The 26,306-nt window shown below is 69.9% G+C and carries 21 protein-coding genes; 7 read left to right on the top strand and 14 right to left on the bottom strand.

The genetic code is table 11. The annotated features are described in order from the left end of the window. Nucleotides 1–24 precede the first annotated feature (24 nt). The 3 genes from ACYU7L_RS12300 (at nucleotide 25) to ACYU7L_RS12290 (ending at nucleotide 3,657) form a co-directional block, all read left to right on the top strand. The gene (locus tag ACYU7L_RS12300) at nucleotides 25–1,227 is read left to right on the top strand and encodes a phosphotransferase (protein WP_460796923.1); all 1,203 of its coding nucleotides are present in this window, start codon (nucleotides 25–27) and stop codon (nucleotides 1,225–1,227) included. A gap of 130 nt (nucleotides 1,228–1,357) precedes the next feature. Continuing rightward, nucleotides 1,358–2,806 (top strand): aldehyde dehydrogenase family protein, encoded by a 1,449-nt coding sequence (locus ACYU7L_RS12295; protein ID WP_460796921.1) that lies wholly within the window; start codon nucleotides 1,358–1,360, stop codon nucleotides 2,804–2,806. A gap of 35 nt (nucleotides 2,807–2,841) precedes the next feature. Further along, entirely contained in the window at nucleotides 2,842–3,657 is an 816-nt protein-coding gene (locus ACYU7L_RS12290; RefSeq protein WP_460796919.1) for a mycofactocin-coupled SDR family oxidoreductase, read from the top strand. 128 nt (nucleotides 3,658–3,785) lie between these two features. On the opposite strand, the gene ACYU7L_RS12285 is transcribed toward ACYU7L_RS12290, so the two are convergent. The 4 genes from ACYU7L_RS12285 to ACYU7L_RS12270 form a co-directional block, all read right to left on the bottom strand. Beyond that, entirely contained in the window at nucleotides 3,786–4,931 is a 1,146-nt protein-coding gene (locus ACYU7L_RS12285; RefSeq protein WP_460796917.1) for an NAD(P)/FAD-dependent oxidoreductase, read from the bottom strand. Nucleotides 4,932–4,972: 41 nt separating this feature from the next. Beyond that, on the bottom strand, nucleotides 4,973–5,611 hold the full coding sequence (locus tag ACYU7L_RS12280) for a TetR/AcrR family transcriptional regulator (protein ID WP_460796915.1): 639 nt from the start codon (nucleotides 5,609–5,611) through the stop codon (nucleotides 4,973–4,975). 68 nt (nucleotides 5,612–5,679) lie between these two features. Further along, nucleotides 5,680–5,874 carry a ferredoxin gene (locus ACYU7L_RS12275; RefSeq protein ID WP_460796913.1) on the bottom strand — a complete coding sequence of 65 codons (195 nt, stop codon included), beginning with the start codon at nucleotides 5,872–5,874 and terminating at the stop codon, nucleotides 5,680–5,682. Then, nucleotides 5,871–7,091 carry a cytochrome P450 gene (locus tag ACYU7L_RS12270; protein WP_460796911.1) on the bottom strand — a complete coding sequence of 407 codons (1,221 nt, stop codon included), beginning with the start codon at nucleotides 7,089–7,091 and terminating at the stop codon, nucleotides 5,871–5,873. Before ACYU7L_RS12270 ends, ACYU7L_RS12275 begins: the two co-directional genes overlap by 4 nt. Nucleotides 7,092–7,198: 107 nt before the next feature. Here ACYU7L_RS12270 and ACYU7L_RS12265 point away from each other — a divergent pair, with 107 nt between their 5' ends. Next, entirely contained in the window at nucleotides 7,199–8,758 is a 1,560-nt protein-coding gene (locus ACYU7L_RS12265) for a 4Fe-4S binding protein (RefSeq protein ID WP_460796908.1), read from the top strand. Here ACYU7L_RS12265 and mftF read toward each other — a convergent pair. The 7 genes from mftF to mftA are packed head-to-tail and all read right to left on the bottom strand — an operon-like array spanning nucleotide 8,718 to nucleotide 14,381. Further along, a complete protein-coding gene (gene mftF, locus ACYU7L_RS12260) occupies nucleotides 8,718–10,127 on the bottom strand; it encodes a mycofactocin biosynthesis glycosyltransferase MftF (RefSeq protein ID WP_460796905.1) in 1,410 nt (469 codons plus the stop codon). The genes ACYU7L_RS12265 and mftF overlap by 41 nt on opposite strands. After that, the gene (locus tag ACYU7L_RS12255; protein WP_460796903.1) at nucleotides 10,124–10,846 is read right to left on the bottom strand and encodes a mycofactocin-coupled SDR family oxidoreductase; all 723 of its coding nucleotides are present in this window, start codon (nucleotides 10,844–10,846) and stop codon (nucleotides 10,124–10,126) included. Before ACYU7L_RS12255 ends, mftF begins: the two co-directional genes overlap by 4 nt. Next, nucleotides 10,843–11,541, bottom strand: a complete 699-nt coding sequence (gene mftE, locus ACYU7L_RS12250; protein ID WP_460796901.1) for a mycofactocin biosynthesis peptidyl-dipeptidase MftE — start codon at nucleotides 11,539–11,541, stop codon at nucleotides 10,843–10,845. The genes ACYU7L_RS12255 and mftE overlap by 4 nt, the downstream gene beginning before the upstream one ends. Further along, nucleotides 11,538–12,785: a pre-mycofactocin synthase MftD gene (mftD, locus tag ACYU7L_RS12245; RefSeq protein WP_460796899.1), complete on the bottom strand. Its 1,248-nt coding sequence runs from the start codon at nucleotides 12,783–12,785 to the stop codon at nucleotides 11,538–11,540. Before mftD ends, mftE begins: the two co-directional genes overlap by 4 nt. Beyond that, the gene (gene mftC / locus ACYU7L_RS12240; protein WP_460796897.1) at nucleotides 12,773–14,023 is read right to left on the bottom strand and encodes a mycofactocin radical SAM maturase; all 1,251 of its coding nucleotides are present in this window, start codon (nucleotides 14,021–14,023) and stop codon (nucleotides 12,773–12,775) included. The genes mftD and mftC overlap by 13 nt, the downstream gene beginning before the upstream one ends. Further along, nucleotides 14,020–14,289: a mycofactocin biosynthesis chaperone MftB gene (gene mftB / locus ACYU7L_RS12235; protein WP_460796895.1), complete on the bottom strand. Its 270-nt coding sequence runs from the start codon at nucleotides 14,287–14,289 to the stop codon at nucleotides 14,020–14,022. The genes mftC and mftB overlap by 4 nt, the downstream gene beginning before the upstream one ends. Beyond that, a complete protein-coding gene (mftA, locus tag ACYU7L_RS12230) occupies nucleotides 14,289–14,381 on the bottom strand; it encodes a mycofactocin precursor MftA (RefSeq protein WP_460796893.1) in 93 nt (30 codons plus the stop codon). Before mftA ends, mftB begins: the two co-directional genes overlap by 1 nt. A gap of 77 nt (nucleotides 14,382–14,458) precedes the next feature. Between mftA and mftR the strand changes: the two genes are divergently transcribed. Further along, on the top strand, nucleotides 14,459–15,049 hold the full coding sequence (gene mftR, locus ACYU7L_RS12225) for a mycofactocin system transcriptional regulator (RefSeq protein ID WP_460796890.1): 591 nt from the start codon (nucleotides 14,459–14,461) through the stop codon (nucleotides 15,047–15,049). Beyond that, entirely contained in the window at nucleotides 15,046–15,657 is a 612-nt protein-coding gene (locus ACYU7L_RS12220) for a TetR/AcrR family transcriptional regulator (RefSeq protein WP_460796888.1), read from the top strand. The genes mftR and ACYU7L_RS12220 overlap by 4 nt, the downstream gene beginning before the upstream one ends. A gap of 587 nt (nucleotides 15,658–16,244) precedes the next feature. Here ACYU7L_RS12220 and ACYU7L_RS12215 read toward each other — a convergent pair. Together ACYU7L_RS12215 and ACYU7L_RS12210 are read right to left on the bottom strand one after the other, a co-directional pair. Continuing rightward, the gene (locus ACYU7L_RS12215) at nucleotides 16,245–17,273 is read right to left on the bottom strand and encodes a DUF4192 domain-containing protein (protein WP_460796886.1); all 1,029 of its coding nucleotides are present in this window, start codon (nucleotides 17,271–17,273) and stop codon (nucleotides 16,245–16,247) included. A 275-nt stretch (nucleotides 17,274–17,548) separates the two neighbouring features. Next, nucleotides 17,549–17,989: a hypothetical protein gene (locus ACYU7L_RS12210; protein ID WP_460796884.1), complete on the bottom strand. Its 441-nt coding sequence runs from the start codon at nucleotides 17,987–17,989 to the stop codon at nucleotides 17,549–17,551. Nucleotides 17,990–18,247: 258 nt separating this feature from the next. Here ACYU7L_RS12210 and mobF point away from each other — a divergent pair, with 258 nt between their 5' ends. Further along, nucleotides 18,248–24,190 carry a MobF family relaxase gene (gene mobF, locus ACYU7L_RS12205; protein ID WP_460796881.1) on the top strand — a complete coding sequence of 1,981 codons (5,943 nt, stop codon included), beginning with the start codon at nucleotides 18,248–18,250 and terminating at the stop codon, nucleotides 24,188–24,190. Between the two features lie 208 nt (nucleotides 24,191–24,398). Here the strand turns inward: mobF and ACYU7L_RS12200 are convergent. Beyond that, the coding region (locus tag ACYU7L_RS12200; protein WP_460796879.1) for a hypothetical protein at nucleotides 24,399–26,306 on the bottom strand (1,908 nt) is incomplete at its 5' end.

Genomic DNA, 26,306 nt, shown 5'->3' with positions numbered 1-26,306 from the left:
GACCACCCACCCTTGGAGGAACACGTGACAGCCCTGCAGAACCCACCCGCCACCGTCGTGGCTCCCCTGATGAGCGACGCGCTCGATGCCCTGACCGCGGCCGACACCGCTCTCGCCTCAGCGACCGGGCTGATGCTCGTCGGACCGCACACCGTCGACGTCGTCACCGCCGCGTGGCTCACCGAGACGATCGGCTCGAGTGTCCCCGGCGCGAAGGTCCTCGACGCGCTCGACGTCGATCGGCATGCCGGGATGACCGATCGCCTTCGGCTCTCGGTCATCTGGAACGAGGTCGGCGTGGCGGCCGGGCTCCCGGCGCACGTCTTCCTCAAGGCCACTCCCGTCGAGCCCCACCACCTGCTGACCCTCTCGGTGCTGCACATGCACGAGTTGGAGGTGCGCTTCTACACCGACGTCCAGCCCGAGCTGCCGGCCCTCGCGCCCCGCGCCTTCCACGCCGAGTCCCACCCAGGGGGCAGGTTCCTCCTCGTCCTCGAGGATCTCGCCGACCGTGACTGCCAGCCCTTCTGGCTCAAGGACACCTGTACGCCAGAACACGCCAAGGCTGTGGCTCGCGCACTGGCCACCCTGCACGCGACGTACTGGGAGAGCCCGCGCTTCGAGAGCGACCTCTCCTGGGTGCGCCCCCGCACGCAACGCTTCGGCTGGTCCTGGCTCTGCGGCAACCTCGGCGGAGCCCGCGACAGCTACCTGGCGACCGAGGCCGGTCGCGCCCTTCCGCCCGAGGCCCTCGCGCTCACCCAGGCCTGGCGCGAGCACCAGGACGCGATCTTCGACTACTGGGAGACGCTGCCACGCACGCTGCTGCACGGAGACAGTCACTTCGGCAACACCTTCGCGACCAGCGACGGGGAGGCGGGCTTCTTCGACTGGCAGGTGATCTTCCGCGGCCACGGGCTGCGCGACCTCGCCTACTTCCTGCTCACCGCCCTCCCCATCGAGCAGCGACGCGAGCACGAGGCCGAGGTGCTCGACATCTACCTGGCCGGCCTCGCCGCCGGTGGCGTCGAGATCGATCGCGAGTTCGCCCTGCGCCACTTCGCGCTCTTCGCGCTCGACATGCTGGACGCCAGCATGGCGACCCTGGCCCACGGAAGCTACAACCACGACCTGGCCGTCACCCAGCGCAACCTCGACAACGCGCTCTCGATGCTGCTCGACCACGACGTGCTCAGCCATATCCACGCGATCGTCCGCGCAGACTGAGTCAGCACCGCGCCCGTTCCCCGCATTTCGGAACGGACCGGTCCGGATCTATTGACACGTGGCGCGCGTCACCCTTGACTGGGCGCCCATCCTCTACCTGTTTAACCTGTATCGAGAACCGGAGCACCGCATGTCCGAGCACACCCCCCCGGCCGTCCATCTCCACATCAACGGCGAACGCCTCACCGCGGGAGCAGGCGGCTTCCACGACCACGTCGATCCCGCGAGCGGCACCGTCAACGGTCGCATCCCGCTCGCCGACAAGGAGGACGTAGACCGTGCCGTCGCGGCCGCCCACGCGGCGTACGAGGGGTGGCGGCGCACTCCCCCGGCGCAGCGGCGCGCCCACCTGCTCAAGCTGGCCGACCTGATCGACGAGCACGCTGCGGACTTCGCCCGACTCGGCGCCCTCGACAACGGCACCGGGCTCACCGGAGGCGCCGCCTTCCCGCCGCTCGCGGCGGAGTGGACCCGCTACTACGCCGGTTGGGCTGACAAGATCTCAGGCGACGTGACGGGCAACCCGGTACAGGACGGCGAGCTGGGCTACACGCTGCTCGAGCCCTACGGCGTCATCGGCATCATCATCACGTGGAACGGCCCCCTGATCTCGCTGGCGATGAAGGTCCCGCCGGCCGTCGCAGCCGGGAACACGGTCGTCGTGAAGCCGAGCGAGATGACGCCGTTCAGCGGGGAGCTCTTCATGGATCTCGTGGAGCGGGCCGGCTTCCCGCCCGGCGTCATTAACATGCTGCCGGGCACCGCGGAGGCCGGGCACCAGCTGGTCACCCACGATCTGGTCAAGAAGGTCACCTTCACCGGTGGGCCTGCGACCGCGACGAAGATTCTCGAGGCCTGCGCTGCGACGATGAAGCCGGTCGTACTCGAGCTCGGCGGCAAGTCCGCCAACATCGTCCTCGAGGACGCCGACATCCAGGCCGCGTGCTTCCTGGGCACCTTCATGTCCGTGGGCGCGCTGACCGGTCAGGGCTGCGCGCTGCCGACACGGATGCTGGTCCACGAGTCGATCCACGACCAGGTCGTCGAGGGCGTCAAGGCGACGGTCGCGATGATCGCCACGGGAGACCCGATGGATCCGACGACCATCAGCGGTCCGGTCGTCAACCAGGCTGCCGTCGACCGGATCATGGGGATGATCGAGCGCGCCCAGGCCGACGGGGCGACCCTGGTGGCCGGTGGCAAGCGGATCGATCGTCCGGGCTTCTTCATCGAGCCGACCGTGTTCACCGATGTCGAACCCGACTCCGAGCTGGCCCAGAACGAGGTCTTCGGACCGGTGCTGGCGATCACGAAGTTCAACGACGACGACGAGGCGATCAGGATCGCCAACTCCACGCGCTACGGGCTCTCGGCCTACATCCAGACCAAGGACCTCAAGCGCGCCACGCGTATCGCCGCGGAGCTCGAGACCGGCGAGGTGCTCATCAACGGCGCCATGAACCTCGCCGCCCACCGACCCTTCGGCGGCATCGGCATCAGCGGCGTCGGCAAGGAGGGCGGCCGCGCGGGCTTCGAGGAGTTCCTGCGGGTGAAGTCCATCGCCATCGGCATGTCGTGAACGTCCCTACGCCCACCCACCCACAGGAGAACACCATGAGCTCACTCGAGGGCCGCGTCGCCTTCATCACCGGCGCCGCCCGCGGTCAGGGCCGCGCACACGCCGTCCGTCTGGCCCAGGAGGGGGTCGACATCATCGGCCTCGACATCTGCGCCGATATCCCGTCGATGAACTACCCCTGCGCCTCGCGCGAGGACCTCGACGAGACCGCCCGTCTGGTCGAGAAGCAGGGTCGCCGGATGGTCACCGGTGTGGCCGACGTTCGCGACGCGGCCGCCGTCCAGCGGGTCTTCGACGACGGGTACGCCGAGTTCGATCGCGTCGACATGGTGCTGGCCAACGCCGGCATCCTGCGGCTCGGCGACAGCCAGGACCCGGTCGCGGAGTGGCAGGACACGCTCGACATCTTGCTCACCGGCACCTTCAACACCGTCCAGGCGTCGCTGCCCAAGCTCCGCGAGGGCGGCCGCGGTGGTTCCATCGTGATCACCAGCTCCAGTGCCGGCCTCAAGGGCACCGCCACCGACGAGCCCAGCGCCCAGGCCTACACCTCCGCCAAGCGCGGCCTGGTCGGCTACATGCAGGTGCTCGCCACGCAGTACGCGTCCGAGATGATCCGGGTGAACACCATCCACCCCACCGGCGTCATGACCGGCATGGTCGCCAACGAGGCGATGGGCAGGATGATGGCCGACCCCGACACCAACATCTCGGCGATGCAGAACGCACTGCCGATCGACATCCTGCAGCCCGAGGACATCGCCAACGCGGTGGCCTTCCTCGTCTCCGACGAGGCGCGCTTCATCACCGGCACCCAGTGGGCGCTGGACGCGGGCTTCTCCATCCGCTGAGGGCTCCCGGCTGAACGCTGCGGCGCTCGAGCGAACGAGCGAACGAGCGAACGAGCGAACGAGACCCCCACCTCCCACATACGTGGAAGGTGGGGGTCTCGCTCGTTCAGAGGTGGTTCGGCCGGCTCTCAGCCGAGGTGGCCGGCCAGCGCAGCCATCACGTTGCGCCGGTGCGGGGCCATCAAGCGCGGGGGGCCGAGAGTCGTGACAGCCACAAGCGAGTCCCCTCGCCGATAGCCGTAGACCCCCGTGTGCCCCTCGCGCTCCAGCCATCCCTGTGAGTCGGCGAGCTCGGGGCGTCCGAGCTGTTGGAGCTTCAGACCGTACTGGTCGCTCCACACGTACGGCGGAGTCCGCAGCGAGGCCGGCACCGGCTCCTCCAGCAGCGCGTGCGCCACGATCGCCGCCTGGTCAACAGCGGTCGACCAGTGCTCACGCCGCACCGCGCGTCCATCGGACGCGGTCCATCGCGCCACGTCCCCGACCGCCCAAACACCGTCGAGTCCGAGTACGCGGCCCTCGTCGTCGCAGACGAAGCCATCAGACAGGTCGAGACCGGCACCGCCCAGCAGCTCGGTCCTGGGAGCGATGCCGAGGCCGACGACGGCCGCCTCGCCCCGGGCTCTCTCCCCTGCTGCCGTGACCACCTCGGTCCCGCGGTCGTCAGCCGTCATCGACACCACGGGGGACCCGGTGAGGACGTCCACCCCCCGCGACCGATGGAGCTCCTGCAGGGCGAGCCCCATCTCCCTCCCCACGCCGGCATGCGCCAGCGTCTCCTGGCCCTCGATTAAGGTGACCGCGTGCCCACGTGCACGCCCGGCCGCGGCGACCTCCATCCCGATAAAGCCGCCGCCCACGACGAGAAGCGACTCGGCGCCGGCCATCGCCCCGGCGATGCGCTCGGCATCACTGCGCGTGCGCAACGAGTGGACCCGCTCGTGGGCGGGAACGAACGCCGGCAGACGTGGCGAGCCCCCGGTCGCGAGGACCAGACTCCCCCACGCGTACGACGCGTCGCCCGTCTCCACCGAGCCTCGAGTCACCTGGGTAGCGGCAGCTCCCAGCACCAGGTCGATCTCGAGCGCTGCGGCCTCGTCCGGATCGGCGAGGAAGGCGGAGTCCAGCTCCGCGCCTCCCATCAGCACCTGCTTGGAGAGCGGTGGCCGATCGTAGGGGCGGTGCTCCTCCTCGGCGAGGAGGACCAGCGAGCCGGTATATCCCAGGCGACGCAGCTCCGTGACTGTGCGCCAGCCACCGAGGCCACCGCCCACGACAACCACTGGGCCTCCGGGCGGCGTCCTCGTGAGGCGCGTCATCGGGCCTCGCCGCGCTCGGGGTCCGCCACGATGTCGGTGAACCCCGTGCGCAGCGTGGACCGCACCATGTCGAAGAGATCGGACCAAGGGTCGACACCGCCACGCTGGTGCCAATAGCGCGTCGCCGCGTCGACCGCCGCCAGCAGTGCGTGGGCGAGCACCATCGGTCGCGGGTCCGTCCGCGGGTCGACGCCCCACTGACGGGCCACATGCCGGCTGAGCTCGGTTGCGGTCTCCTGGAGCAGGTCGCCGGAGGCCTTGCCCTGCAGCTCCGGCGCCTGCTCCATGGCGCGCATCCAGAGGCGGTAGTGCGACAGCTCGTCACGGTGGCCGTAGGCGAGGGCCTTGAAGATCCCGAGCATGTCGCCGAGCGGGTCCGCGCTGTCGTCGAGCGCGGTCATCGCCGACAGAGTCACCTCGCGGCGGCGCCGCACGACGGACAGCAGCAGATCCTCTTTCGCCGGGAAGTAGCGGTGCACCGTGCGGATGGAGACCCCCGCAGCGTCCGCGACGGCTGTCATGGTGGTGTCCGCGTAGCCACGGTCCGCGACCAGCGCGAAGGCACACCGCTCGATGTCGAGCGTCACCTGCTGGCGTCGACGGTCCCATCCGCTGAGCATCGGCAGTTCGCGCATCCCAGCAGTCTCCCGGAAGGGCGTTGCCTCGGCCGCGGCGACACGGGCCGAAGTCCGCACGAGCAGCATCAGTCCGTCAGCTGCAGGGCCCGCTCGGGGCAGGCCGCGGCACCGCGACGCGCCTCCTCCACCTGTCCCGGGGCGACCTCGGGGTCGAACACGGCGACGTATCCCAACTCGTCCAGATCGTAGACGGCTGGTGCCGTGGCGTGGCAGCGGGCGTGGCCCGAGCAGAGGTTGCGATCGACCTTGACCTGGGTCACGACGGCGCCCCTCCCTTCACGACGAGCGGCAGCGCGAACATGCCGTGCACGTTGCCCCAGTAGGCCTGCGGCTCCCACGCCGGGTCGAGCCCGTAGTCAGGGATCGCACGGTGCCACTCGGTCAGGGCGATGTCGAGCTCGATGCGGGCCAGGTGGGAGCCCAGGCAGCGATGCGGTCCTGCACCGAAGGCCAGGTGTGGCGCCACCTGTCCCCGGTCGAGGTCGACCCGGTCGGCGCCGGTGAGCCAGGCCTCGTCTCGGTTGGCCGACATCAGCGGGAAGAGGACGAGGTCGCCCGCCTTCAGCAGGGCCCCGCCCACCTCGACGTCCTGGGTGACCTTCCGGCCCACCTCGGGCACGGTGTAGTAGCGCAGCAGCTCCTCGACCACGTCACCCATCGGTTCACCGTCACTCGCGATCGAGGCGACGTGCGCGCGGTCCTCCGCATGGGTCGCGAGGTGATGCATCATGAACGACAGGCTCATGGCGACCGTATCGAGGCCAGCCAGGAACAGCAGCATGCAGCAGTTCACCAGGGAGTCGTCCGGCGCGGGCACACCGTCGATCTCCCAGCTCAGCATGTCGGACAGCAGACCCTCGGGCCGGTCGCCCTCCCGGCGCCGACGCTCGATCTCCTCCTGGAAGTAGCCGACGACCGAGAGCATCGCCATCATCTGGCTCTCGGCGTCGAACTCTCCCTCGGCGCCGGGCGCGAGCGCCGCGGACTCCCACTCCAGGAACTGGGGGAGCCGGTCGACCGGGAGGCCCATCAGTTCGAGGAAGACGACGGTGGGGAACTGCAGGCCGATGTCCTTGAGCAGGTCGCCGCTGCCGGTGGAGCGTACCTGCAGCACCAGATCCCGGCACCGCTCCTCGAGTCGCGGACGCAGCTCGGTCATGCGACGCGGCGCGAAGTAGCGCGCGAGGAGCTGGCGCCACGGAGTGTGCTCGGGAGCGTCCAGCTGGATCGGGATCATCGCGAACGACGGATCAGGGTTGAGCGGCGTGACCACGGAGCTGGAGAACGTCCCCGGGTCCTGCAAGCAGCGACGCGTCAGCTCGTGGTCGAGCACCATCCAGTAGCTGCGGTCAGGCTCCTCCACCCAGGCGATCGGCCCGTCCGAACGCAGCCGGTCGAAGCGGTCGTTGCCCTCCTCCACGGGCCCCACCCCGACCATCCGGTGGTCGTTGAGCACGCGTGTGACGAGTTCGGTCATGGCCGTCTCCATCTCTCATTCTTGGCAGACTCTGTCAATCGAACGATCGGGACGTTACCCTCGTCACATCAAATACGTCTAGATCAACTACCTCATTGGGGGAAGTCGTGACCCACATCGTCACGCGGAGCTGCTGCAGCGACGCCGCCTGCGTCGCCGCCTGCCCGGTCAACTGCATCCACCCCGCCCCGGGCGAGGACGGCTTCCGTAGCGCAGAGATGGTCTACATCGATCCGGACACCTGCATCGACTGCGGAGCATGCGTCGACGTCTGTCCGGTCCGTGCGATCGTGGCGGACTACGAGCTCGAGCCGGTCGATGAGCCGTTCGCCGCCCTCAACCGGGACTTCTTCGCGGCCTCCGACGAGACCTCGCGGGAGCCCCACTCGCCCGTCACTCCCCCGCGCGCTCTTGCAGCCTCGGCCGCCCAGTCGACCGAGCGGCTGCGGGTCGCCGTGGTCGGCACCGGTCCCTCGGCGTCGTACACGATCGACGCCCTGCTCGCGGTGCGTGGTCTCGACCCCGAGATCACGGTCCTGGATCGGCTGCTGACGCCGGGCGGTCTGCTGCGCCACGGTGTGGCGCCCGACCACGCCGATACCAAGTCCATCGCCGAGCCCCTGGGGCGACTGTGGCGTCGCCCGGGCGTGACCCTCCAGCTCGGCGTCGAGGTCGGCAGCGACGTCAGCGTGGACGAGTTGCTCGAGAGCCACCATGCCGTGGTGCTCGCGACCGGCGCCCCCGCGTCCCGGCGGCTCGGCATCCCCGGCGAGGAGCTCCCCGGGAGCCTGGACGCCGCCCGGTTCGTGGGCTGGTACAACGGCCACCCCGACCATGCCGACCTAACCCCGGACCTGTCGCACCACCGCGCCGTGGTCGTCGGCAACGGCAACGTGGCCCTCGACCTGGCTCGGCTGCTACTGACCGACGCGGACGTCCTGCGCCGCACCGATATCGCATCGCACGCCCTCGAGTCGCTGGCCTCGTCACGTATCGAGGAGGTCGAGGTCCTGGGGCGCCGCTCCCCCGCCGAGGCTGCCTGCACGGCCGGTGAGCTGTTCGCCCTCGACCGAGTGGCCGGCCTGAGCGTCCACGTCGCCGAACGTGACCTGGCCGCCGGCCTCCTCCCGGGCCTCCCCGCGGGGTCGATGGCCGCCGTCGTGCGGAGCAAGCTGGCCTGGCTGCACGCGCACGCGGGCTCCGCCCCTGGCCAACGCCGCCTGGAGCTCCGCTTCCACAGCACGCCGGAGCGGGTGCTGGGCGCCGACCGCGTCGAGGGCGTCCAGGTCCGGCACCGACTGGACGAGGAACCGACACAGGTGGAGGCCGGATTGCTGCTGGCGGCCGTCGGCTTCCGGTCCGAACAGCCGGCTAGCGACGGTCCCGGCAGGTACGTCGTGGGATGGGCCAAGCGCGGTCCCAGCGGCGGGATCGGCACCAACAAGTGGTGCGCGAGGGAGACCGTCGCCGAGCTGGTGGCCGACTTCGAGGCCGGATTGCTCCCCGCTCCCGTCGCCCCCGTTGCGGACTACGCGCCTGGCCGCACGTTCGGGCTTGCCGACTGGCAGGTGCTCGACCAGCACGAACGGCAGCTCGGCCGGGCCGAGGGGCGCCCTCGGATCAAGCTCACGAGTCACGAGGAGCAGCGGGCCGCCGTCCGCCGCTGAGCGCAGGCACGAGGCACCGCACCGATCGGCCCCTCAGCGCACCCACCCACAGGCCGCCGCCGTAGGCCAGGTCGTCGAGGCGGCGGCCCAGCCAGCCCGTGACCGGGTCCGGTCGTAGCCCCGCGCGCCCACGACTCACCGCGTCCACCGCGAGCGCGCTCAGCAGCACCCGCCGCGCCCTGGCGCTGACCAGGCAGGCCGCGGCGGTCGCCGGCCACCAGTGGCGCAGCACCAGGTCCGACTCCTGACGCAGCGCCCAGCCGAGCCCGCGCACTCCCAGCCGCACCGCGACCGCTGCGCGCCCGTGCCCGCCGGGCAGCGTCGCGTCGAGCCTGCGCACCGACATCCCCACACCGGCCGCCGCCACCGGCAGCGACCACCACCGGCGACTCAGCAGCGCCCACGCCGCGACCGCCATCGTGGGCGGCAGGACGGCTGGTGCGACCCGGTCACCGTGCCGCAGCGCGAGGTCGGCCCCGCCAGTGCCGTAGAGGAACTTGCGGCCGAGCCAGCCGCGGACGGTGCCACGCACGTCATGGGCCGCCACGCACGACGGGTCGTAGCGCACGCTCAGACCGTCGGCCACCAGCCGCCAGACCAGGTCGACGTCCTCCCCCATCCGCATCGAGTGATCGAAGCCGGCACCGAGGGCCTCGACGCGACCGACGAGACAGGCGCTGGGAAGCCACCCGACGGCTGCTCGTGGTGCCACCGAGCAGGCCCGGGTTCCCAGCGTCAGCGATGAGGCCACCTCGTCGTACCGCTCGAACCACCGCGGGCGTGCCGAGCGCGCGATGCCGACGACCCGGGGACCGACGAGCGCGACCTGCGGGTCTGCCAGGTGCCTGGCCAGATCGAGGAGCACACCGGCTGTCACGGTGACGTCGGAGTCGACGAACGCGACGTACGGCGTGCGCACCGCGGCGAGTCCGGCGTTGCGGGCGCCGGCGGGTCCCTGGTTCGCGTCGAGCCTGACGACGTCAGCCCCGTGCCGAGCCGCCACCGCCGCGACCGCCGCGGGGTCGCGGGATCCGTCGTCGACGACCACCACCCGCACGAGTGGACCGAGGGTGCTCAGCGCACGATCCAGCTGGACGCAGCGGTCACGCACAGGGATCACCGCCGTCAGCTCACCCGGGTCCACGCCCGCTGCGTTCAGGACGGGGTCCGCCACGTTGGCGACGAGCAGTCGCCGTGCGAGCTGACCGGACGCAGCGTCCACGACCCGCAGCCGGTTGCCCTCCAACATCGCGGACGCCCGGGGCGACAGACGAATCGCACGCAGCGGTGAACCACCGATGAGGACGCCTGCGCCGCAACGAATGACGTCGTCGCGCAGGCACACCTCGAAGCCCCTCGGGGGGCTCATCCGGTGAAGCCGCCGTCGGCATGGACGACGCCGCCGTTGAGCACAGCCCCCTCACGACTGCAGCAGAAGGCGATCGCGGCCGCCATCTCCTCGGGCTCCAGCACCCGGCGCAGGAGCTGGTGTTGCACGAGGTCGTCGACGTCAGCGTCGTCGTAGAGCGCCGCGGTCTGCTCCAGCATCGGCGTGCGAGTCGAGCCCGGCGAGACCGCACAGGCGGTGACGCCGCTGCCGACGAGGTCAGCTGCCAGCCCCTTGACCAGCCCGACGACCCCATGCTTGGCGGCGTTGTAGGCCGCGAGGCGGAACAGGCCGTGACTTCCCGCCGCCGAGGCGATCGCGACGAACCGGCAGCCCGTCGGGTCGGGGCCGGCGAGCATTGCGGGCACCGCCGCTGCTGCGGTGTGCCACACGCCGCGCAGGTCGACGTCCAGCAGCAGGTCGAGGTCGTCGGTGGGGGTCTCCCACAGGGGTCGACCGCCCGCGATCACAGCAGCACCGGCGACGGCGACGTCCAGGCGCCCCCAGCGCTCGACAGTGTCGGCCACGGCGCGCTCCTGGGCCACCCGGTCCCGCACGTCGGCCAGGACCGGCCGGACGTGCTCCGCCGGCCGGACGGGGTCCTGGTCGACTGCGGTCACGTGGTAGCCGTCAGCGACGAGGCGACGCACCGTGGCCGCGCCGATGCCGCGGGCGGCACCGGTGACCAGGGCGACTCTCACACCGTCACCGGGACACCGACCAGGGAGACGACCCGTTGGGCCATCTCCTCGAGGAGGCGGAGGCCCTCCTCGGCGCTGGCACCGGCAGGGTCGCCGAGCACTCCATTGGCGGACGCGGCAGCCACGCCCCCGCTCCGCAGCAACGGCAGCAGCCGAGCCACCGGCGTGGTGTTGCCGGCCTCGAACCGATCCAGTCGCACCGTCTCCGGCCGCAAATGCAGCAGCAGCGAGGTCTCGGCGCGGCCTGCGTGAGCATCCATCCCCGCCGCGGCGCACGGCACCCAGCGCACGTCGTGCCCCTCGTCCCGGAGCTGACCGACCGCCCCGTCGAGCGCCTCGAGGTTGCCTCCGTGCCCGTTGACGAAGACGACGCGCGTCGCCCAGGTGCGAAGCGACCGGGTCAGCTCGACCAGGACCCGCTCAAGCACTTCGGTGCCGATGGAGGAGGTGCCGGCGAAGGCCTGGTGCTCACCGCTCGCGCCGTAGGCGATCGGCGGAGCGACCAGCACGTCAATCGCGCCCGTCCCCTCATGCTCGAGGAGGTCCGCAGCGCGGCGTGCGACCGCCTCGGCCACCACGGTGTCGGTGTCGAGCGGCAGGTGGGGGCCGTGCTGCTCGGTCGACCCGACGGGCACCAGCACCAGCGGCCCAGACGGAAGCGCGGGCCAGGTGGCGCTCGCCAGGCCTCGGCTCACGCGCTCCCCACGGGTCGGGCGCCCAGGACGCGGTCGAAGCCCTCCGGCACCAGCAGGTGCTCGGGGGTGAGCTCGTCGATCGAGGAGACGCCGAGACCGAGCAGGGTGGAGTCGATGCCGCTGCGCAGCACGTCGAGGACGTTCTCCACGCCGCTCTGGCCGTTGGCGGCCAGCCCCCACAGGTAGGCGCGACCGATCAGCACCGCGCGAGCACCCAGGGCGACCGCCTTGACCACGTCGGAGCCACGCCGGATGCCACCGTCCATGACGACTTCGATCTGATGCCCGACCGCCTCGGCGACCGGACGGACCATCCGGATGGCGGCAGGCGTCCCATCGAGGTTGTTGCCCCCGTGGTTGGACACCGAGATCGCGCTGACGCCCGCGTCCACGGCGCGTCGGGCGTCGTCGACGCGGCTGACGCCCTTGAGCATGAACGGCTTGCCGCTGATCTGGCTCCACTGCTCGCGCATCCACGCCACGTCCTCCCAGCTGGGCGGCGGCGTGGTCATCCACTCGTAGTAGGCACCGAAGAACGTCGGAGCTGCGCCGAGCGTCTCGCCCGGGCCAGGTGCGGCCAGGTTGGGGGCGGTAAGGTCGGGAATCTGGCCCGTCCGCGCGAACTGGTAGAGCCAGCGCGGCCTGGTGGCGACCTGGGGTGCCAGTCTAACGATCGTCTTGAGATCGACCTTCTCCGGGATCTCGGGGCTCCCCCAGTCACGGCCCATCGAGAACGACCAGTCCAGAGTCGCGATGAGCCCCACGGCGCCAGCGTCGGCAGCCCGCTGCATCCGCTGCACGACGACGTCGCGGTCGCCCGTCCAGTACATCTGGAAGAACGTGGGCGCACCGGTCGCCGTCACCTCCTCCACCGACTTCGACGCGAAGTTCGACAGCCCCATCACGGTGCCGCGGGCGGCCGCCGCCCGAGCGACGGCCACCTCACCGTCGGGGTGCACCGCCTGCACCCCGGTCGGGCTGATCGCGACCGGCATGGAGAGGTCCTGGCCCATCAGCGTCGTGGCCATCGACCGCTTCGCGTGCTGACCGGCGACCACCGGCGCCACTCCCAGCTCCGCGAAGGCGGCCTGGTTGTCGGCCACGCTCTGACCGCGCTCGGAACCGGCGACGAGCGCGCCGTAGACGGGGGCGGGCAGCCGCTTGCGGGCGCGCGCCTGGGCGACGGCGACGGACTCGAACCAGGGGTTCTGCTTCCAGGGGTTCTCGAACTTCACGAGCAGCACGCACTTCCGTGGTCGGCGCCGGGCACGAAGCCGGCGAGAGGGCTCTCGGCGCACGCCGAGACCGGTGGACGGGTCAGCAGCTGCAGCATCACCGGCTGATTGCGAGTCGGACTGGACCGGGAGTGGTCCTGGCTGGAGGGAGGTACGACGCGGGCACCCGCCTGGTTCATCGCCTCGAGCGCGCTCTCGCCGTAGCCCTGGACGCACTCCGGGTCGGGCCCCTCGAGCGGCAACCCGGTGAAGAACTTCGCGGCCATGCAGCCACCGCGGCATGAATCGAAGAACGCGCACTTCGCACACGCGCCACCTGTCTGCGGGGAGCGCAGCTCGGCGAACAGCTCCGAGCCCTGCCACACCTGCTGGAACCCGCCATCCGCGAGCAGGTTGCCGGCCAGGAACTCGTCGTGAATGGCGAACGGACAGGCGTAGACGTCGCCGATCGGATCGATCAGGCAGACCACTCTTCCGGCGCCGCACAGGTTGAGCCCGGGCAGGGACTCCCCGAACGCGGCGAGGTGGAAGAACGAGTCGCCCGTGAGCACGTCCTCGCCGTGTGCCATCAGCCAGTCATAGAGCTCGCGCTGCTGCTCCGGGAGCGGGTGCAGCTCGTCCCACACCTCGGCACCGCGCCCCGAGGGGCGCAGCCGAGTCAGACGCAGGGTGGCCCCGAAGGAATCGGCCAACGCCTTGAACTCGTCGAGCTGGCCGATGTTCTGCCGGGTGCAGACCACCGAGATCTTCGCGTCCGCGAAGCCCGCCGCCTGCAGGTTCCGCAGGGCGGTCAGCGCCGTGTCGTAGGACCCTGGGCCACGGACATAGTCGTTGACCTCGGCGGTGGCGCCGTCCAGGGAGATCTGCACGTCGACGTAGTCGGTCGAGGCCAGGAACGCAGCCCGCTCCGGGGTGATCCGGACACCGTTGGTGGAGAACTTCACGCCGACCTGGTGGTCGACGGCGTACTGCAGCAAGTGCCAGAAGTCAGGCCGGATCGTCGGCTCGCCGCCGCCGATGTTGACGTAGAAGACCTGCATGCGCTGGAGCTCGTCGATCACCGCCTCGCACTGCTCGGTGCTCAACTCGCGCGGGTCGCGACGACCCGAGCTGGACAGGCAGTGCGCACACTCGAGGTTGCAGGCGTAGGTCAGCTCCCAGGTCAGACAGACGGGGGCGTCGAGCCCCCGCTCGAAGTGGTCGATGAGCGTGTCCGCCCTCGGTGGGCGTTCCAGGGCGATGGTCATGCTGCGGCTCCTCGGGGTCGGATCATGTCGCTGGCCGCCAGGCCGAGCAGGGCGCCGGCGTACGCCTGGTGCTGTTCGGCCGGAATGCCCGCAGCTACCAGCGCAGAGCGCACATCAGGGTGCTCGCCGAGAGCCCGGACCACGTCCACCAGCTCCCTGCGCTTGAGGAAGGTGAGCCTGCGGTTGCCGAAGTGGTAGGCCAGCGCGCCGAACCGTTCCGGGCGCAGCGCCACCGACGACGACAGGGTCCAGGCCTCGTCGAGCATCAGTAGACGCCGCACATGCCGTCGATCGAGACCTCCTCGATCAGGTCCTCGGCCGTCAGGTCGTCGGGCACGTCGCTCACAGTCGGGTTCATCAAGGCCTCCAAGGGTTGAATCAGTGCGATTATTTAAGGAGACTAATGGCAGTCGATGCCGAAAAGGAAGGCCTCCCTTGCGCGGACGTCCGGTCATCACCACACACGCCGCGATCGAGCAGGCAGCCTTCGAGCTGTTCGAGCTGCACGGCTTCACCGCCACCACGATCCAGGCGATCGCTCGGCGCGTCGGCGTCGGCACCCGCACCATCTCGCGGTACTACCCCTCGAAGAACGACATCCCGTGGGGGCAGTTCGCCCGCACCCTCGAAGAGTTCCGACAGGTCCTCGCAACGTCACCCGCCGAGATGCCGATTCACGAGTCCGTGCACCGCGGGGTGCTGGCCTTCAACCGGTTCCCGGCCGACGCGCAGCCGAGCCACCGCACCCGGATGCGCCTGATTCTCACCACCCCGGAGCTCCAGGCGCACTCGGTCCACCAGTACGCCGCCTGGCGGCAGGTCATCGCCGGATACGTCGCCGACCGGCTCGGCGTGGACCCGGACACGCTGACCCCGCAGCTGGCGGGCCGGGTGAGCCTCGCGCTCGCCCTCGCGGCGTACGACGTGTGGCTGGACGACGAGGGCGCCGAGCTGCTCGACATCCTCGACGACAGCCTCCACCACCTCGAGCACTACCTCGGCGGCACTGCTTCAATCAGAGCGTGACCCCCGCGCATCGACGTCCCCCCGGCCGCCCACGCGAGGACGACGCGGACGACCGGATCATGGACGCCGCCCTCCTCGAGTACGCCGAACACGGGCGTGCCGGCTTCACGCTCAACGGGTGCGCGAGACGCTCCGGAGTAGGGAAATCCAGCATCTACCGGCGCTGGCCGGACAAGGACGCCCTGCTCGCGGCGGCGGTCAACGCACGCTCACGGGCCCTCGAGGACGTCGACACGGGGACTCTGCGGACCGACCTCGAGGCGCTTGCCGCCAACCTCCTCCGCTACTGGCTCGATCCGGCCGGCTGGGTCACGATCCGGATCGCCGTCGACGCCGTCGGCGGCGAGCAGCCGACGGCGCCGTTCTACGACGAGATCAGCCGCAACCACCGCCTCGCCGCCAACCGCATCGTTGAGAGGGCCATGGACCGCGGCGAGCTACCAGCGGACGTCAGCGTTTCGCTGGTCGTGCAGGCGGTCTACGGGATCCTGCTCATGCAGGTGCTAACCCTGCGCCATCCCGGCACCGTGCTGAGCGAGGCAGAGGTCACCGCACAGGTGGGTCCGGTGGTCGAGTTCGTGCTCGCCCGCCTCGGGGACACTGCCTGACCGACACCCGGCGCCTCTCGACGCAGACTCAGTCCCAGATCACGCCCTCGGTGTTGCGAAGGCCGCGGGGCCCGTCGCCGATCGCGGCCGAGATGGCCTCGAGGTCGGCCGGTGTCATCACGAGATCGGCCAGCCAGGTTCTCCTCGACGCGCCCGACAGTCCGACTGCCGGGAATCGGGACGATGTGGTCGCCCTGAGCGAGTAGCCAGGCCAGCGCGAGCTGGGACTGCGACTGATCATCAGTCGGGACCCCGGGCTGTGATGCGCGGATGTCCGACACGCGACCGGTCAGGGTCCGCGAGGGGTGGGCACGCCACAGAATCCATGAGGGAGACCGTGTGCCGGAGTCAGTCAGAGAACCACAGCGAACCGACGACCTCAACGGGGTGTTCCAGACCTCATCGGCGCTCGCGTTCGGGTCGTCAGGCAAGCCCTCCCCACATCAGGTCGAGGTCGGGTTTGTGGATGACGTCCAAATGCTGATCTGTTGCGTTGGCTGCGGGCTCCCCCTCGACCAAACGTCGCAACTGCCACTCCATAGCGCTGTACTGGACCTCGGAATCGCCGCCCTTCATTCGATGGCTCTTCAACGCCCCGGGGTCGGGCGGTCCGTGACGGTGTCTTTGCCCGGAATATCGCGCTGCTGCCCGGGTGACCTGGGGACGAAGGACTCGTCCAGTTCGGCGGCGAGATCGCACATCTGGCTCTGGTATCGGTCCCACTCCCGGGGGTGGATGCCACTCTGCACAACAGACTCGACGATGAGGGCCATGGAGTAGGGCCGGCCTGCAGGCACCTGGTCGAGCGCGCACCAGGCCTTGGCGCCGTCGCCATGCAGCCAGCTGGCGAAGCCGAGCATGGAGGCCGGTGCCGCGCGGACTTCGTCCGGGCCGCGGCGAGTGAGGTCGGTCCAGAGTGCCATGTGGACGGCGGAGTTTTCCCGGCTCATGTCCTCCCACAGCGCGTCCCGCGTGCTGATCGTCTCCAGGGCCACGAGCATTCGCGCGCCTTCGATGTCGGAGAGCCGGACACCGTCGTCATGAAACTGCTCAAGCCGCTCCAGCGCCCACTCCATATCCGCTTCGGGCGTCTTGGCCGCGGCTGCGGCTCGAGCCGCGGGGAGCAGCAGGGCGATGGGCTCGCGGTCGCCGACCATCGAAGCGCCCAAGGACTCTCGACTGGCGGCTGGCTGAGCGGCACCCGTGTACACAGTCACGGCCGCGATGCGCTCAGCTGTCGAGGGCGACTGCAGCCCGGTTTGGCCGGTGTTGAACTCGCGCCATCGCTCACCATCGGACCACAGCCTGATGTGGGTGGTGATACCGACGTCCTGAAGCCGGCTGGACAGGTGCTGGCTGACCAGCTCGGCACTGCGGCTGTCCTCGGTAATGCAGACAATGGCCAGACCAGCACCAGGGCGGGCGTGACGCCCGTACGGGCCCCTGAGCGCGTCCCAAACACCCTCCCGATCGGCAGCGGTTCGCGGCAGGTCGATGCGCGCAACCGGCAGGCCGGACCGAAACGGCACCAGGACGACCGACTCCTCGGGCTTGAAGCCCAAGACGTGCGGCACCGCTGCGAGCAGCTCCTCCGGGGAGTGCACGACGAGATCCATCGGAGCGAACCTCCTGGCTCAGCCGGCCTGGGGCGCGTGCTGCACGCGGAAGCCCCGTGTGTGGTGCAGCTCCGGGTACCTGCTCAGGTTGCCGGCAACGGTGTCAGCGGCGGACATGGCTTCCTCCTAGGTCGTGCGAGACCACGACAGCCCCGCAGTCACCTAGGTGTCACCTGGCTCGACAGCGATCACCGCTCGGAGTCGATTTCCCAGCGTTCGGCCGCGTTAGGGTCCGCACCCACGGTGAGCGCGACCGCGGCCCGGCGTCACCCAGTTCACGAACCGGCACCCACTCCTCCACTCGCAGCACCACCGACCGCCGCAGCGTCGCCCACCTCCAGACCAGAAACCGTGCCGCCCTGCACCCGGACGCCGTCGGGCTCGGGCTCACTGGCCATCCGCCGTAGCCGCGCCGCCTCGCGCAACGTCACCGCCTCGCCGCACCACTCGACGGCCTCACCCAGCGACAGGCCCTCGCGCTCAACCAACCCCTGCAGCGCCTCACCGGCACGCTTTTCGGTCTCGGCCACCGCGGCATCGCGCTCACTGATCGCGACCATGACCCGCTCAACTAGGTCAATCACCCGACGCTCCCGCTGCTCACGCTCCTTGCGTCGCTTCCCGGCCATCTCCCGCGCCGCACGCCGCGCCTGCTGCCTGATTGTCTGCTGAGTCATCCGGACTTCCTTCACGTCGACGTGGCCGTTGACAGTCACCTACGACACTCCCCGGACCCTGAGCGATCACAGAACCGCAGGCTCCTCTAAGCCTGCTCCCCCACGCGCCCCCAGCCGGATCCGGGCTCGACACCCCCAGCCGTCATGTACACCCCTCGGCGTCCCCCCAGCTATCCGCGAACTTCCATGTGCCACACACCTCTTGCATTCCCGGTTCGCTGCGTCGCGGGGACAGCGCAGGAACGCCTCGGACCGTGACCGCTACCCGCGCGGGTGCGCACGTAGGTGCGCGTGACGATGAGCCTGCACAAGCTGACGGCGGGGTCGGGGTACGACTACCTGACCCGCCAGGTCGCAGCGATGGACGCCACCGACAAGGGCCACACCGGCCTGGCGAGCTACTACACCGAGAAGGGCGAGACCCCCGGCGTGTGGCTCGGCGCCGGCATGGCGGGCATCGAGGGACTCGACGCCGGCGACGTGGTCACCGCCGACCACATGCAGAGTCTCTTCGGCTCCGGGCACCACCCGCTCGCCACTCAGCACACCAAGGAGCTGGACCTGCGCATCGGCCGCGCTGTAGCCGAGCGGCCAACCGAGGCCGACTACAAGGCCGCGGTCCGGCTCGGCACGCCCTACAAGGTCTACGCAGGCGACATCAGCCCGTTCCGGATCGAGGTCGCCCAGCGCATCGCGGCGATCAACGCGGCCGCCGGTCTGCCCGGGGACTGGCCGGTCGCCGCCGCCGACCGGGCCCATGTCCGCACCGAGGTGGCCGCCGAGTTCTTCCGCGCCGAGCACGGTCGCGAGCCGGCCGATGCCCGCGAGCTCGCCGCGACGATCGCCAAGCACTCCCGCCCCAAGACCAACGCCGTGGCCGGATACGACCTGACCTTCTCCCCGGTCAAGAGCGTCTCGGCGCTGTGGGCGATCGCCGACCCGACGACCGCCGCGGCGATCGAGCGTGCCCACCAAACGGCGATCCAGGACGCCCTGGGCTTCATCGAGTCCAAGGCACTGTTCACCCGCCGGGGCACCAACGGCATCCGCCAAGTCGACGTCCGCGGACTGATCGCCACTGCCTTCACCCACCGCGACTCCCGCGCCGGAGACCCTGACCTGCATACGCACGTTGCCGTCGCCAACAAGGTCCAGAGCCTTGATGGCACGTGGCTGGCCATCGACGGCCGACCCCTGCATAAGGCCGTGGTCTCGGCCTCGGAGACCTACAACACCGCCCTCGAGCGGCACCTCGTCGATGCCCTCGGCGTGCGGTTCGAGGAGCGGTCGACCGGGGACGCCCGCAAGCGGCCGGTTCGCGAGATCGTCGGCGTAGACCCCGGTCTGAACCGCCGGTTCTCCAAACGACGGGTCCACGTCGAGGACCGTCGCCGTGTCCTCGCCGCCGCGTTCCAAGCTACCCACGATCGGCCCCCGACCCCCATCGAAACCATCCAACTGTCCCAGCAGGCGACGCTGGAGACCCGCGATGCCAAACACGAGCCCCGCTCGCTGACCGAGCAGCGCAAGGCCTGGCACCGCGAGGCCGTAGAAGTTCTCGGCACCCCACAACGAGTCGAGCAGATGATCCACGGCGCACTGAACCCGACCGGCGCGGTCCCCGCCTTCACCGGCCCAGTCGTGCATACAGCGTGGTTCACCCAGACGACCGCCCGGATCGTGGCGACGATGGAGGGCGCCCGGAGCACCTGGCAGTACTGGCACGTCTACGCCGAGGCCCAGCGCCAAATCCGGACCGCCAACGTGCCCACCCCCCAGGTCTCCCAGGTGGTCAACCTGCTGGTCAACGAGGTCCTCGATGCCCGCTCGGTGAGCCTGAACCGCCCCTGGGACAGCATCACCGAGCCAACCGAGCTGCGGCGAACAGACGGGGCCTCGGTCTACACCCAGGCCGGGGCCGCCCTCTTCACCTCGGGCAAGGTGCTGGCCGCCGAACAGCGTCTGGTTGACGCAGCCATCCGCCACGACGGGTATGCCGTCGAGGCGTCCTCGGTAGAGCTGGCGTTGCTGGAGTCGACCGCCAACTGCATCAGCCTCAACGCCGGTCAGGCCACGATGGTGCGGGAGATGGCCACCTCCGGCGCCCGGCTCCAGCTGGCGATCGCCCCCGCGGGCTCGGGCAAAACTACCGCGATGCGCGCCTTGGCCAGCGCCTGGAACGACGGCGGCGGAACCATCGTCGGCCTGGCTCCCTCAGCGGCCGCCGCGGACGCCCTGCGCTCCCAGATCGACACTCAGACCGACACCCTGGCCAAGCTCACCCACTCCCTCGAGCAGGCCCGGCAAACCGGTGCCGCGATGCCCGCGTGGGCATCCAGCATCGACTCCTCGACCCTCGTCGTGATCGACGAGGCCGGCATGGCCGACACCCTCTCGCTGGACGCGGCGGTCTCCTACATCCTCGAACGGGGCGGCAGCGTCCGCCTGATCGGCGACGACCAGCAACTCTCAGCGATCGGCGCCGGCGGCGTGCTACGCGACATCCGCGCCACCCATGGAGCACTGCAGCTGACCGAGCTCGTCCGGTTCAAGGACCCCGCCGAGGGCGCCGCCTCACTAGCGCTGCGCGAGGGCAAGTCCGAGGCGCTCGGCTTCTACCTCGACCGCGACCGCGTCCACGTCGGCGACCTGGCCACCATGACCGAGGAGGTCTTCGCCGCCTGGCAGGCCGACCGCGCCGCCGAGCTGGACTCGATCATGCTCGCCCCCACCCGCGACCTGGTTAGCGAACTGAACCAGCAGGCCCGAGCCCACCGCCTGGCCCAACAACACGAGGCCGACCCGGCCGACGCCACTCCACTGGCCGGCAGGGGCCCGACGCGGCGCCTCGCCGACGGCAACGAGGCCTCGATGGGCGAACTGATCATCACCCGCGAGAACGACCGGCGGCTGCGCACCTCGGCCACCGACTGGGTGAAAAACGGGGACCGCTGGAGGGTCCTGGAGATCCACGACGACGGCGACTTGACCGTCCAGCACACCCAGCACTGCCGCGCCGTGCGACTGCCGAGCGACTACGTCGCCAAGGCCACCGAGCTCGGCTACGCGTGCACCGTGCACACTGCCCAGGGCGTCACCGCCGACACCATGCACGCCCTGGCCACCGGGACCGAGTCGCGTCAGCAGCTCTACACGATGATGACCCGCGGCGCGCACGCCAACCACGTCTACCTCGAGGTCGTCGGCGACGGCGACCCGCACTCGGTGATCCACCCGACCCTGGTCCGCCCGCTCACCCCCACCGACATCCTCGAGTCGATGCTGGCCCGCGACGACACGCAGCGGTCCGCGACCAGCCTGCTGCGCGAACAGGCCGACCCCGCTACCCGGCTCGGCGAGGCCGCACAGCGCTACCTCGACAGCCTCTACGTCGCCGCCGAGGACCTCCTACGCCATGACCACGTCGGCCAGGACGCCAACGGCGCCCCGGTCAACGTGGTCGACGCCCTGGACAACGCAGTCGAGACGCTCGCCCCCGGGCTTTCGGAGGAGGCCGCCTGGCCAAGCTTGCGTGCCCACCTGCTGCTACTCGGCGCGGCCGGCGAGAACCCCGTCGACGCGCTTCGGGCGGCCGCCGGCGGCCGGGAGCTTGAGAGCGCGCACGATCGCGCCGCGGTCCTCGACTGGCGCCTGGACGCCTCTGGCCTGCGCAACGCGGGCGCCGGCCCGCTGCCGTGGATACCCGGGATACCCGCGCGTCTGGCCGAGGACCCGCACTGGCGCGCCTACCTCTCCCAGCGTGCTCACCTGGTCGAGCAGCTCGCCGACCAGGTCCGAATCCAGGCGACCGACCAGGGAGCACTGCCGGCGTGGGCACAGAACGGTATCCGTCCCGAGGCCGCCACGGTCGCCAACGTCGAGGTCTGGCGCGCGGCCATGCGGGTCCCCGGGGATGACCGGCGAGCGACCGGCGCACCACAGCTGCAGAAGGCCCCCGCGACCTGGCAGCGACGGCTCAACCGGGCCGTCACCGGCAACCACACGCCGGCGCTCAAGGAATGGCGCCAGTTGCTCTACTCCCTGTCCCCGCAGGTGTGCAACGACGAGTTCACCCCGTTGCTCGCCGAGCGGCTGGCCGCGATGTCCCGCGCGGGCGTCACCGCCCACGAGCTGCTTCGCAGCGCTGCCGCGCCCGATCACCCGGCCGGCCCTCTGCCCGATGAGCACGCCGCGGCCGCGCTTTGGTGGCGCATGGCCCGGCACCTCACCCCGGCCGTTGCCGCCCAGATCGGCGACGGATCCCACAGCGTGAGTGTCACCACCGACTGGGCGCCGCAGCTCGCGGATCTGTACGGTCCCGAGTGCGGCGCGAGCATCCAGGCCAGCACCTGGTGGCCCGCGCTCGTCGCGAACGTGGACCACGGCGTGCAGCGCGGCTGGCAGATCCAGGCCCTGCTCGGCGCCGGTCGAGCGCTGCCGAGCGACGGCTGGGCGGGCGTCGACGAGTGCCAGGCGCTGGTCTGGCGGACATCGATCGCGCTGGCGACCGCTCCCGACGAGCACGCGCACGAGTACCACTTCGACGAACCGCCCGCAGACCTGTGGGACGGGGTCGAGCCGGATTCGGCGACGCTCGTCGGCCACGCCGCCAACCCCGACTGGGCCGACTGGCCGCTCGTCGAGGAGCCCGGCCCGTACGACGAGCACACGGCCGGCGAGCACGTGGTCGACGTCGTCGCTAGCGACCTGATCGACGTCGACGAGGACCAGCTCGTCGAGCTTGACCTGACGCTGGCCGCCTACATCCGCGACCTCGGTGGCGACCGACTGGAGCCCACCGACGCCGACCTCGGGGTCATGTACCAGCGGGCCGACGAGTGGTACTCCTCCCCCGTCTCGCCTGAGCGCATGCTCGAGATCAACCACATGGCACAGGCCTTCTTCGAGGCCCGGTTCACCAACTCGTGGGGCCGCAACTACCTCACTAGACGGCTTGGCATCGACCTCGCCGGCGACGAGCGGTTCCGTCCCGGTCAGGCACCCGCCGGATGGACCAACCTGGTCGACCACCTGGGCGGCCGCGGTGTCAGCGACGCCGAGATGCTCGCCACCGGCGTCGCCACCAACGCCAGCACCGGTCGCCTCATCGACCGGTTCCGCGACCGAGTGATGTTCCCGGTGATCCACCAGGGGGCAGTTCTCGGCTTCGTCGGCCGGCGACGCCCCGAACTCACCGACGACGACAAAGCCGGACCAAAGTACTTCAACACCGCCAACACCCCGCTGTTCCACAAGGGCGCCCAGCTATTCGGTGTCGTCGACGAACTCCTCGCCGAGGGGGCCGTCCCAGTGATCGTCGAGGGCGCGATGGACGCCGTGGCGGTCACGCTGGCGAGCGCCGGTCTTTACCTCGGCGTGGCCCCGCTCGGCACGTCCCTGACCGATGAGCAGGCCGCCCAGCTGGCCGCCGTCGGCCACGACCCCATCGTCGCCACCGACGCCGACCTCGCGGGCCAGATCGCCGCGGAGCGCGACTTCTGGACTCTCACCCCACACGGCCTCGACCCCGGCTTCGCGCGGTTCCCCGACGGCCTCGACCCCGCCGACCTGCTCGCCCAGCGCGGACCCGCCGCACTCACTGCCGCGGTGGCCAGCGGCCAGCCCGCCTTCCGATCGCTCGGTGACCAACTGGTAAACGAGCGGCTGGACAACCTCGCCCCGGAGGAGGCACATCTGGCCGCCATGCGGGTCATCTCGGCACGCCCCAGCCGCGCCTGGGAACCGTGCCTCAACCAGGTCCGGGCCCGGCTGCAGCTCCCCCAATTGCAGGGGCGACGTGACCTGCGCGACGCCATCAGAACCTGGGATGCCGACCCCCGAAAGGCGGCACTGGCCGAGCTCCACAAGAGCAGCGAGGTCCGCGCACGCCTCTCGGCCGCGGCCGACAAGACCCCGACCGACCGGTGGGCCACCTTTGCTCGCGAACTCGACCCGCGACTGCTCGAGCAGGGCGACTGGCCGGCCACCGCCGCGATGCTGCAGCATGCCCACGAGCAGGGTCACGACGTCGTCGCCACCACCCGCGGCCTGGTCGCTGAGAAGCCCCTTGGCGACAGCCCCGCCCGCGACCTGCGCTACCGAATCGTGTCCCGCCTCGAGATCCCGATCGACGCGCCGTCGTGCCGCTCCCTTCCCGCAATACGCCAACCTCGTAGGGCAGATGATCCGCGGTACAAACCGGACACCGATCGCCGCCTGCCCCCGTCAGGTAGGCGATGAGCCGCGGCAAACAGCCACTGCACACCGCCCATAAGGACGCATGTGCTGGCAGGCACGTCGGGCACGGTTGTCCAGGGCTTGCCAAAGCATGTTGCGGGACTCCAGGCGCTCCAGATCTGACGTGAGTTACGGGGTCGCGATGGCGGTCAGCTTCTCGAGGCGGTCCGGCGATGAATCGTTCGACAGTGCGACTATGCCGGCACCTGGGCTAGCGTCGGAATGCCCCTTCGATGGCGCGGTCGACTCCGTAGACTCCGAGTTCGAGCAATCGATCAAGGATGTCGAGGAGCGTCGAGATGCGCTGCTTGTTGCGCGTCTGAGCTAGCCCGCGGACGACGAGATCCGAGATGTAGTGCGCGTCGCCGGCCGCTCCTGTGCGAATGTCGGCCACATCGCTGCCGAACACGTCTAGGAACCGGTGCGCTGCGAGGTCGACCAGATCATCAACCTTGTCGGGTGCCTCTTGCAGCGTGATGAGGAGTTGCGGCGTGGCGTGTATGTAGCTCTCAGATGCAATCAAGCCAGCGAGGAAGTCAGCTAGTGCGCCGAGCTTGTGGCCCCTGAGGTAGCCAGCCAACTCACCGACGGCCTTTCGAACCTGCTCCTCTTCGTCGTTCATGAGTTTGCGAAGTGTCGCGAGCAGGAGCACTGAGTCGGCTGCCCGATCCACCCGTGCGCTGCATACCTCGGCCGCACCTGTGCGAACTTCGAGATTCCCGGCTAGGGCTCGCTCCATGAGTTGTGGACGCTCCCACTGAATGGCGGCGTACGCAGCCATACTGCCTGCCGCCCGCTGCACCTCGGGATCGGACGCGGCGAGCATCCGAGCGATCACTGGATCGATCACATCCGGGTCAACATTTCCGATGTAGAGCATCAGGTCATTGACGGGGCTGGAGGCAAGCAGGATGTCGTCGGCATCGATGAGGTGGGCGAACGCTTCATAGGCTACCGGCCGATCATGCCGAAGGCACGCGGCGATGGTGTGGGCAACACACGAGCGGACGCTCAGCACTGGATCACTTGCCAACGCGTTCAGGTGCGCAGTTACAAGGGCCGTGCGTTGTCCGTCAACGTCGCCGACGAGCAGATCACCAAGTCCCTCGGCAAGGCTCCCGCGCGACGTATTGAAACCGTTCTGTCGAAGTTCACGAGCGGGTCGTTCGTCGTCCCGACGAGTGAAGACCGGTCGGTCGTCTTCCGGATCGGGAGAGTGGAGCGCTCGGTCACGAATGAGTTCGACAAGATCCAGTGGCGTCTCATCGGCGACGTGTCGCACGGACCATCCAAGCCACCGGTCGGAGCCCGTGAAGCCAAGACTCATGATGTGACGGATGGCCTCGAAGACGGCCGGTTGCGCCTCGGCCGGGATCGACGCTTCGCCAAACCCCCACAGAATGGCGCTTGGGTAGGTCTCGTTTGAGTCTGAGGTCATCTGTAGAGCCAACTCTGCGAAGCGCGCCGGGTTCTCAGCTGTTCTGTCCTTCAGCATCTGTGCCAGCTCGCGGGCTCCGCCAACGGAACTGCCGATGTCGCGGTCGTCCTTGTCGTGCCGACTCATGGCACGCAGCCACTGCTGGTTCGACATCTTGCCGGTCGCAGCGGCCTTGATCGGCGAGACGACGGTGTAGCTGATGATGCCCTGCGGTTCTGGCGGCACCTCGACGCCGAACTTGCGCCCATACTCGCCGAGGCGCCGGACGCCGACTGGGCTCAGGCGGCTCCTGTCCAGCGCGGTGAGGAACTTGAAGCCGGTGTAGCCAAACGACTGAAGGCGCTCGTAAGGGTTACGCACATCGCGCAGCGCTGCCTCGAGCCGGGCGTGTACATCGTCAGACACGAGTGGCGCGATGGCTTGGACGAGCTCTCGCGACAGCCAGTGCGTGTCGGAGAGGTAGCCACACTCCAGCCGAGTGCTGCCCTCCAAGATGAGGTCGGCTGCCCAGTCTGTGAAGTGCGAAGCGCCAGCGACAAGGGCGCGGAACAACAGTGCCTGCGCCGCGTCGTGCTCTTGTCCGTGGCCATGGAAAAGTCCCCACTGGTGGCCAGATAGCGGTCCCCAGCGGTGGCCAGAAGTAAGTTCCCACTCTTCGTCGTGTCGTGAGAGCCGTTGAGG

The organism is Nocardioides pacificus (assembly GCF_054775955.1).
The sequence above is the reverse complement of the archived record's forward strand: the minus strand, read 5'-3'. Positions and strand labels throughout refer to the sequence as shown.

Excerpts from the sequence above, each read along its gene's own strand:
- ACYU7L_RS12280 (WP_460796915.1), bottom strand. The coding sequence starts at position 5,611 with ATGCGCGAACTGCCGATGCTCAGCGGATGGGACCGTCGACGCCAGCAG.
- mftC (WP_460796897.1), bottom strand. The coding sequence starts at position 14,023 with ATGACCATCGCCCTGGAACGCCCACCGAGGGCGGACACGCTCATCGAC.
- ACYU7L_RS12215 (WP_460796886.1), bottom strand. The coding sequence starts at position 17,273 with ATGGATCTCGTCGTGCACTCCCCGGAGGAGCTGCTCGCAGCGGTGCCG.
- mftA (WP_460796893.1), bottom strand. The coding sequence starts at position 14,381 with ATGAACCCGACTGTGAGCGACGTGCCCGACGACCTGACGGCCGAGGAC.
- ACYU7L_RS12270 (WP_460796911.1), bottom strand. The coding sequence starts at position 7,091 with ATGACCGAACTCGTCACACGCGTGCTCAACGACCACCGGATGGTCGGG.
- ACYU7L_RS12295 (WP_460796921.1), top strand. The coding sequence starts at position 1,358 with ATGTCCGAGCACACCCCCCCGGCCGTCCATCTCCACATCAACGGCGAA.
- ACYU7L_RS12290 (WP_460796919.1), top strand. The coding sequence starts at position 2,842 with ATGAGCTCACTCGAGGGCCGCGTCGCCTTCATCACCGGCGCCGCCCGC.
- mobF (WP_460796881.1), top strand. The coding sequence starts at position 18,248 with ATGAGCCTGCACAAGCTGACGGCGGGGTCGGGGTACGACTACCTGACC.
- mftF (WP_460796905.1), bottom strand. The coding sequence starts at position 10,127 with ATGAGCCCCCCGAGGGGCTTCGAGGTGTGCCTGCGCGACGACGTCATT.
- mftB (WP_460796895.1), bottom strand. The coding sequence starts at position 14,289 with ATGCTCGACGAGGCCTGGACCCTGTCGTCGTCGGTGGCGCTGCGCCCG.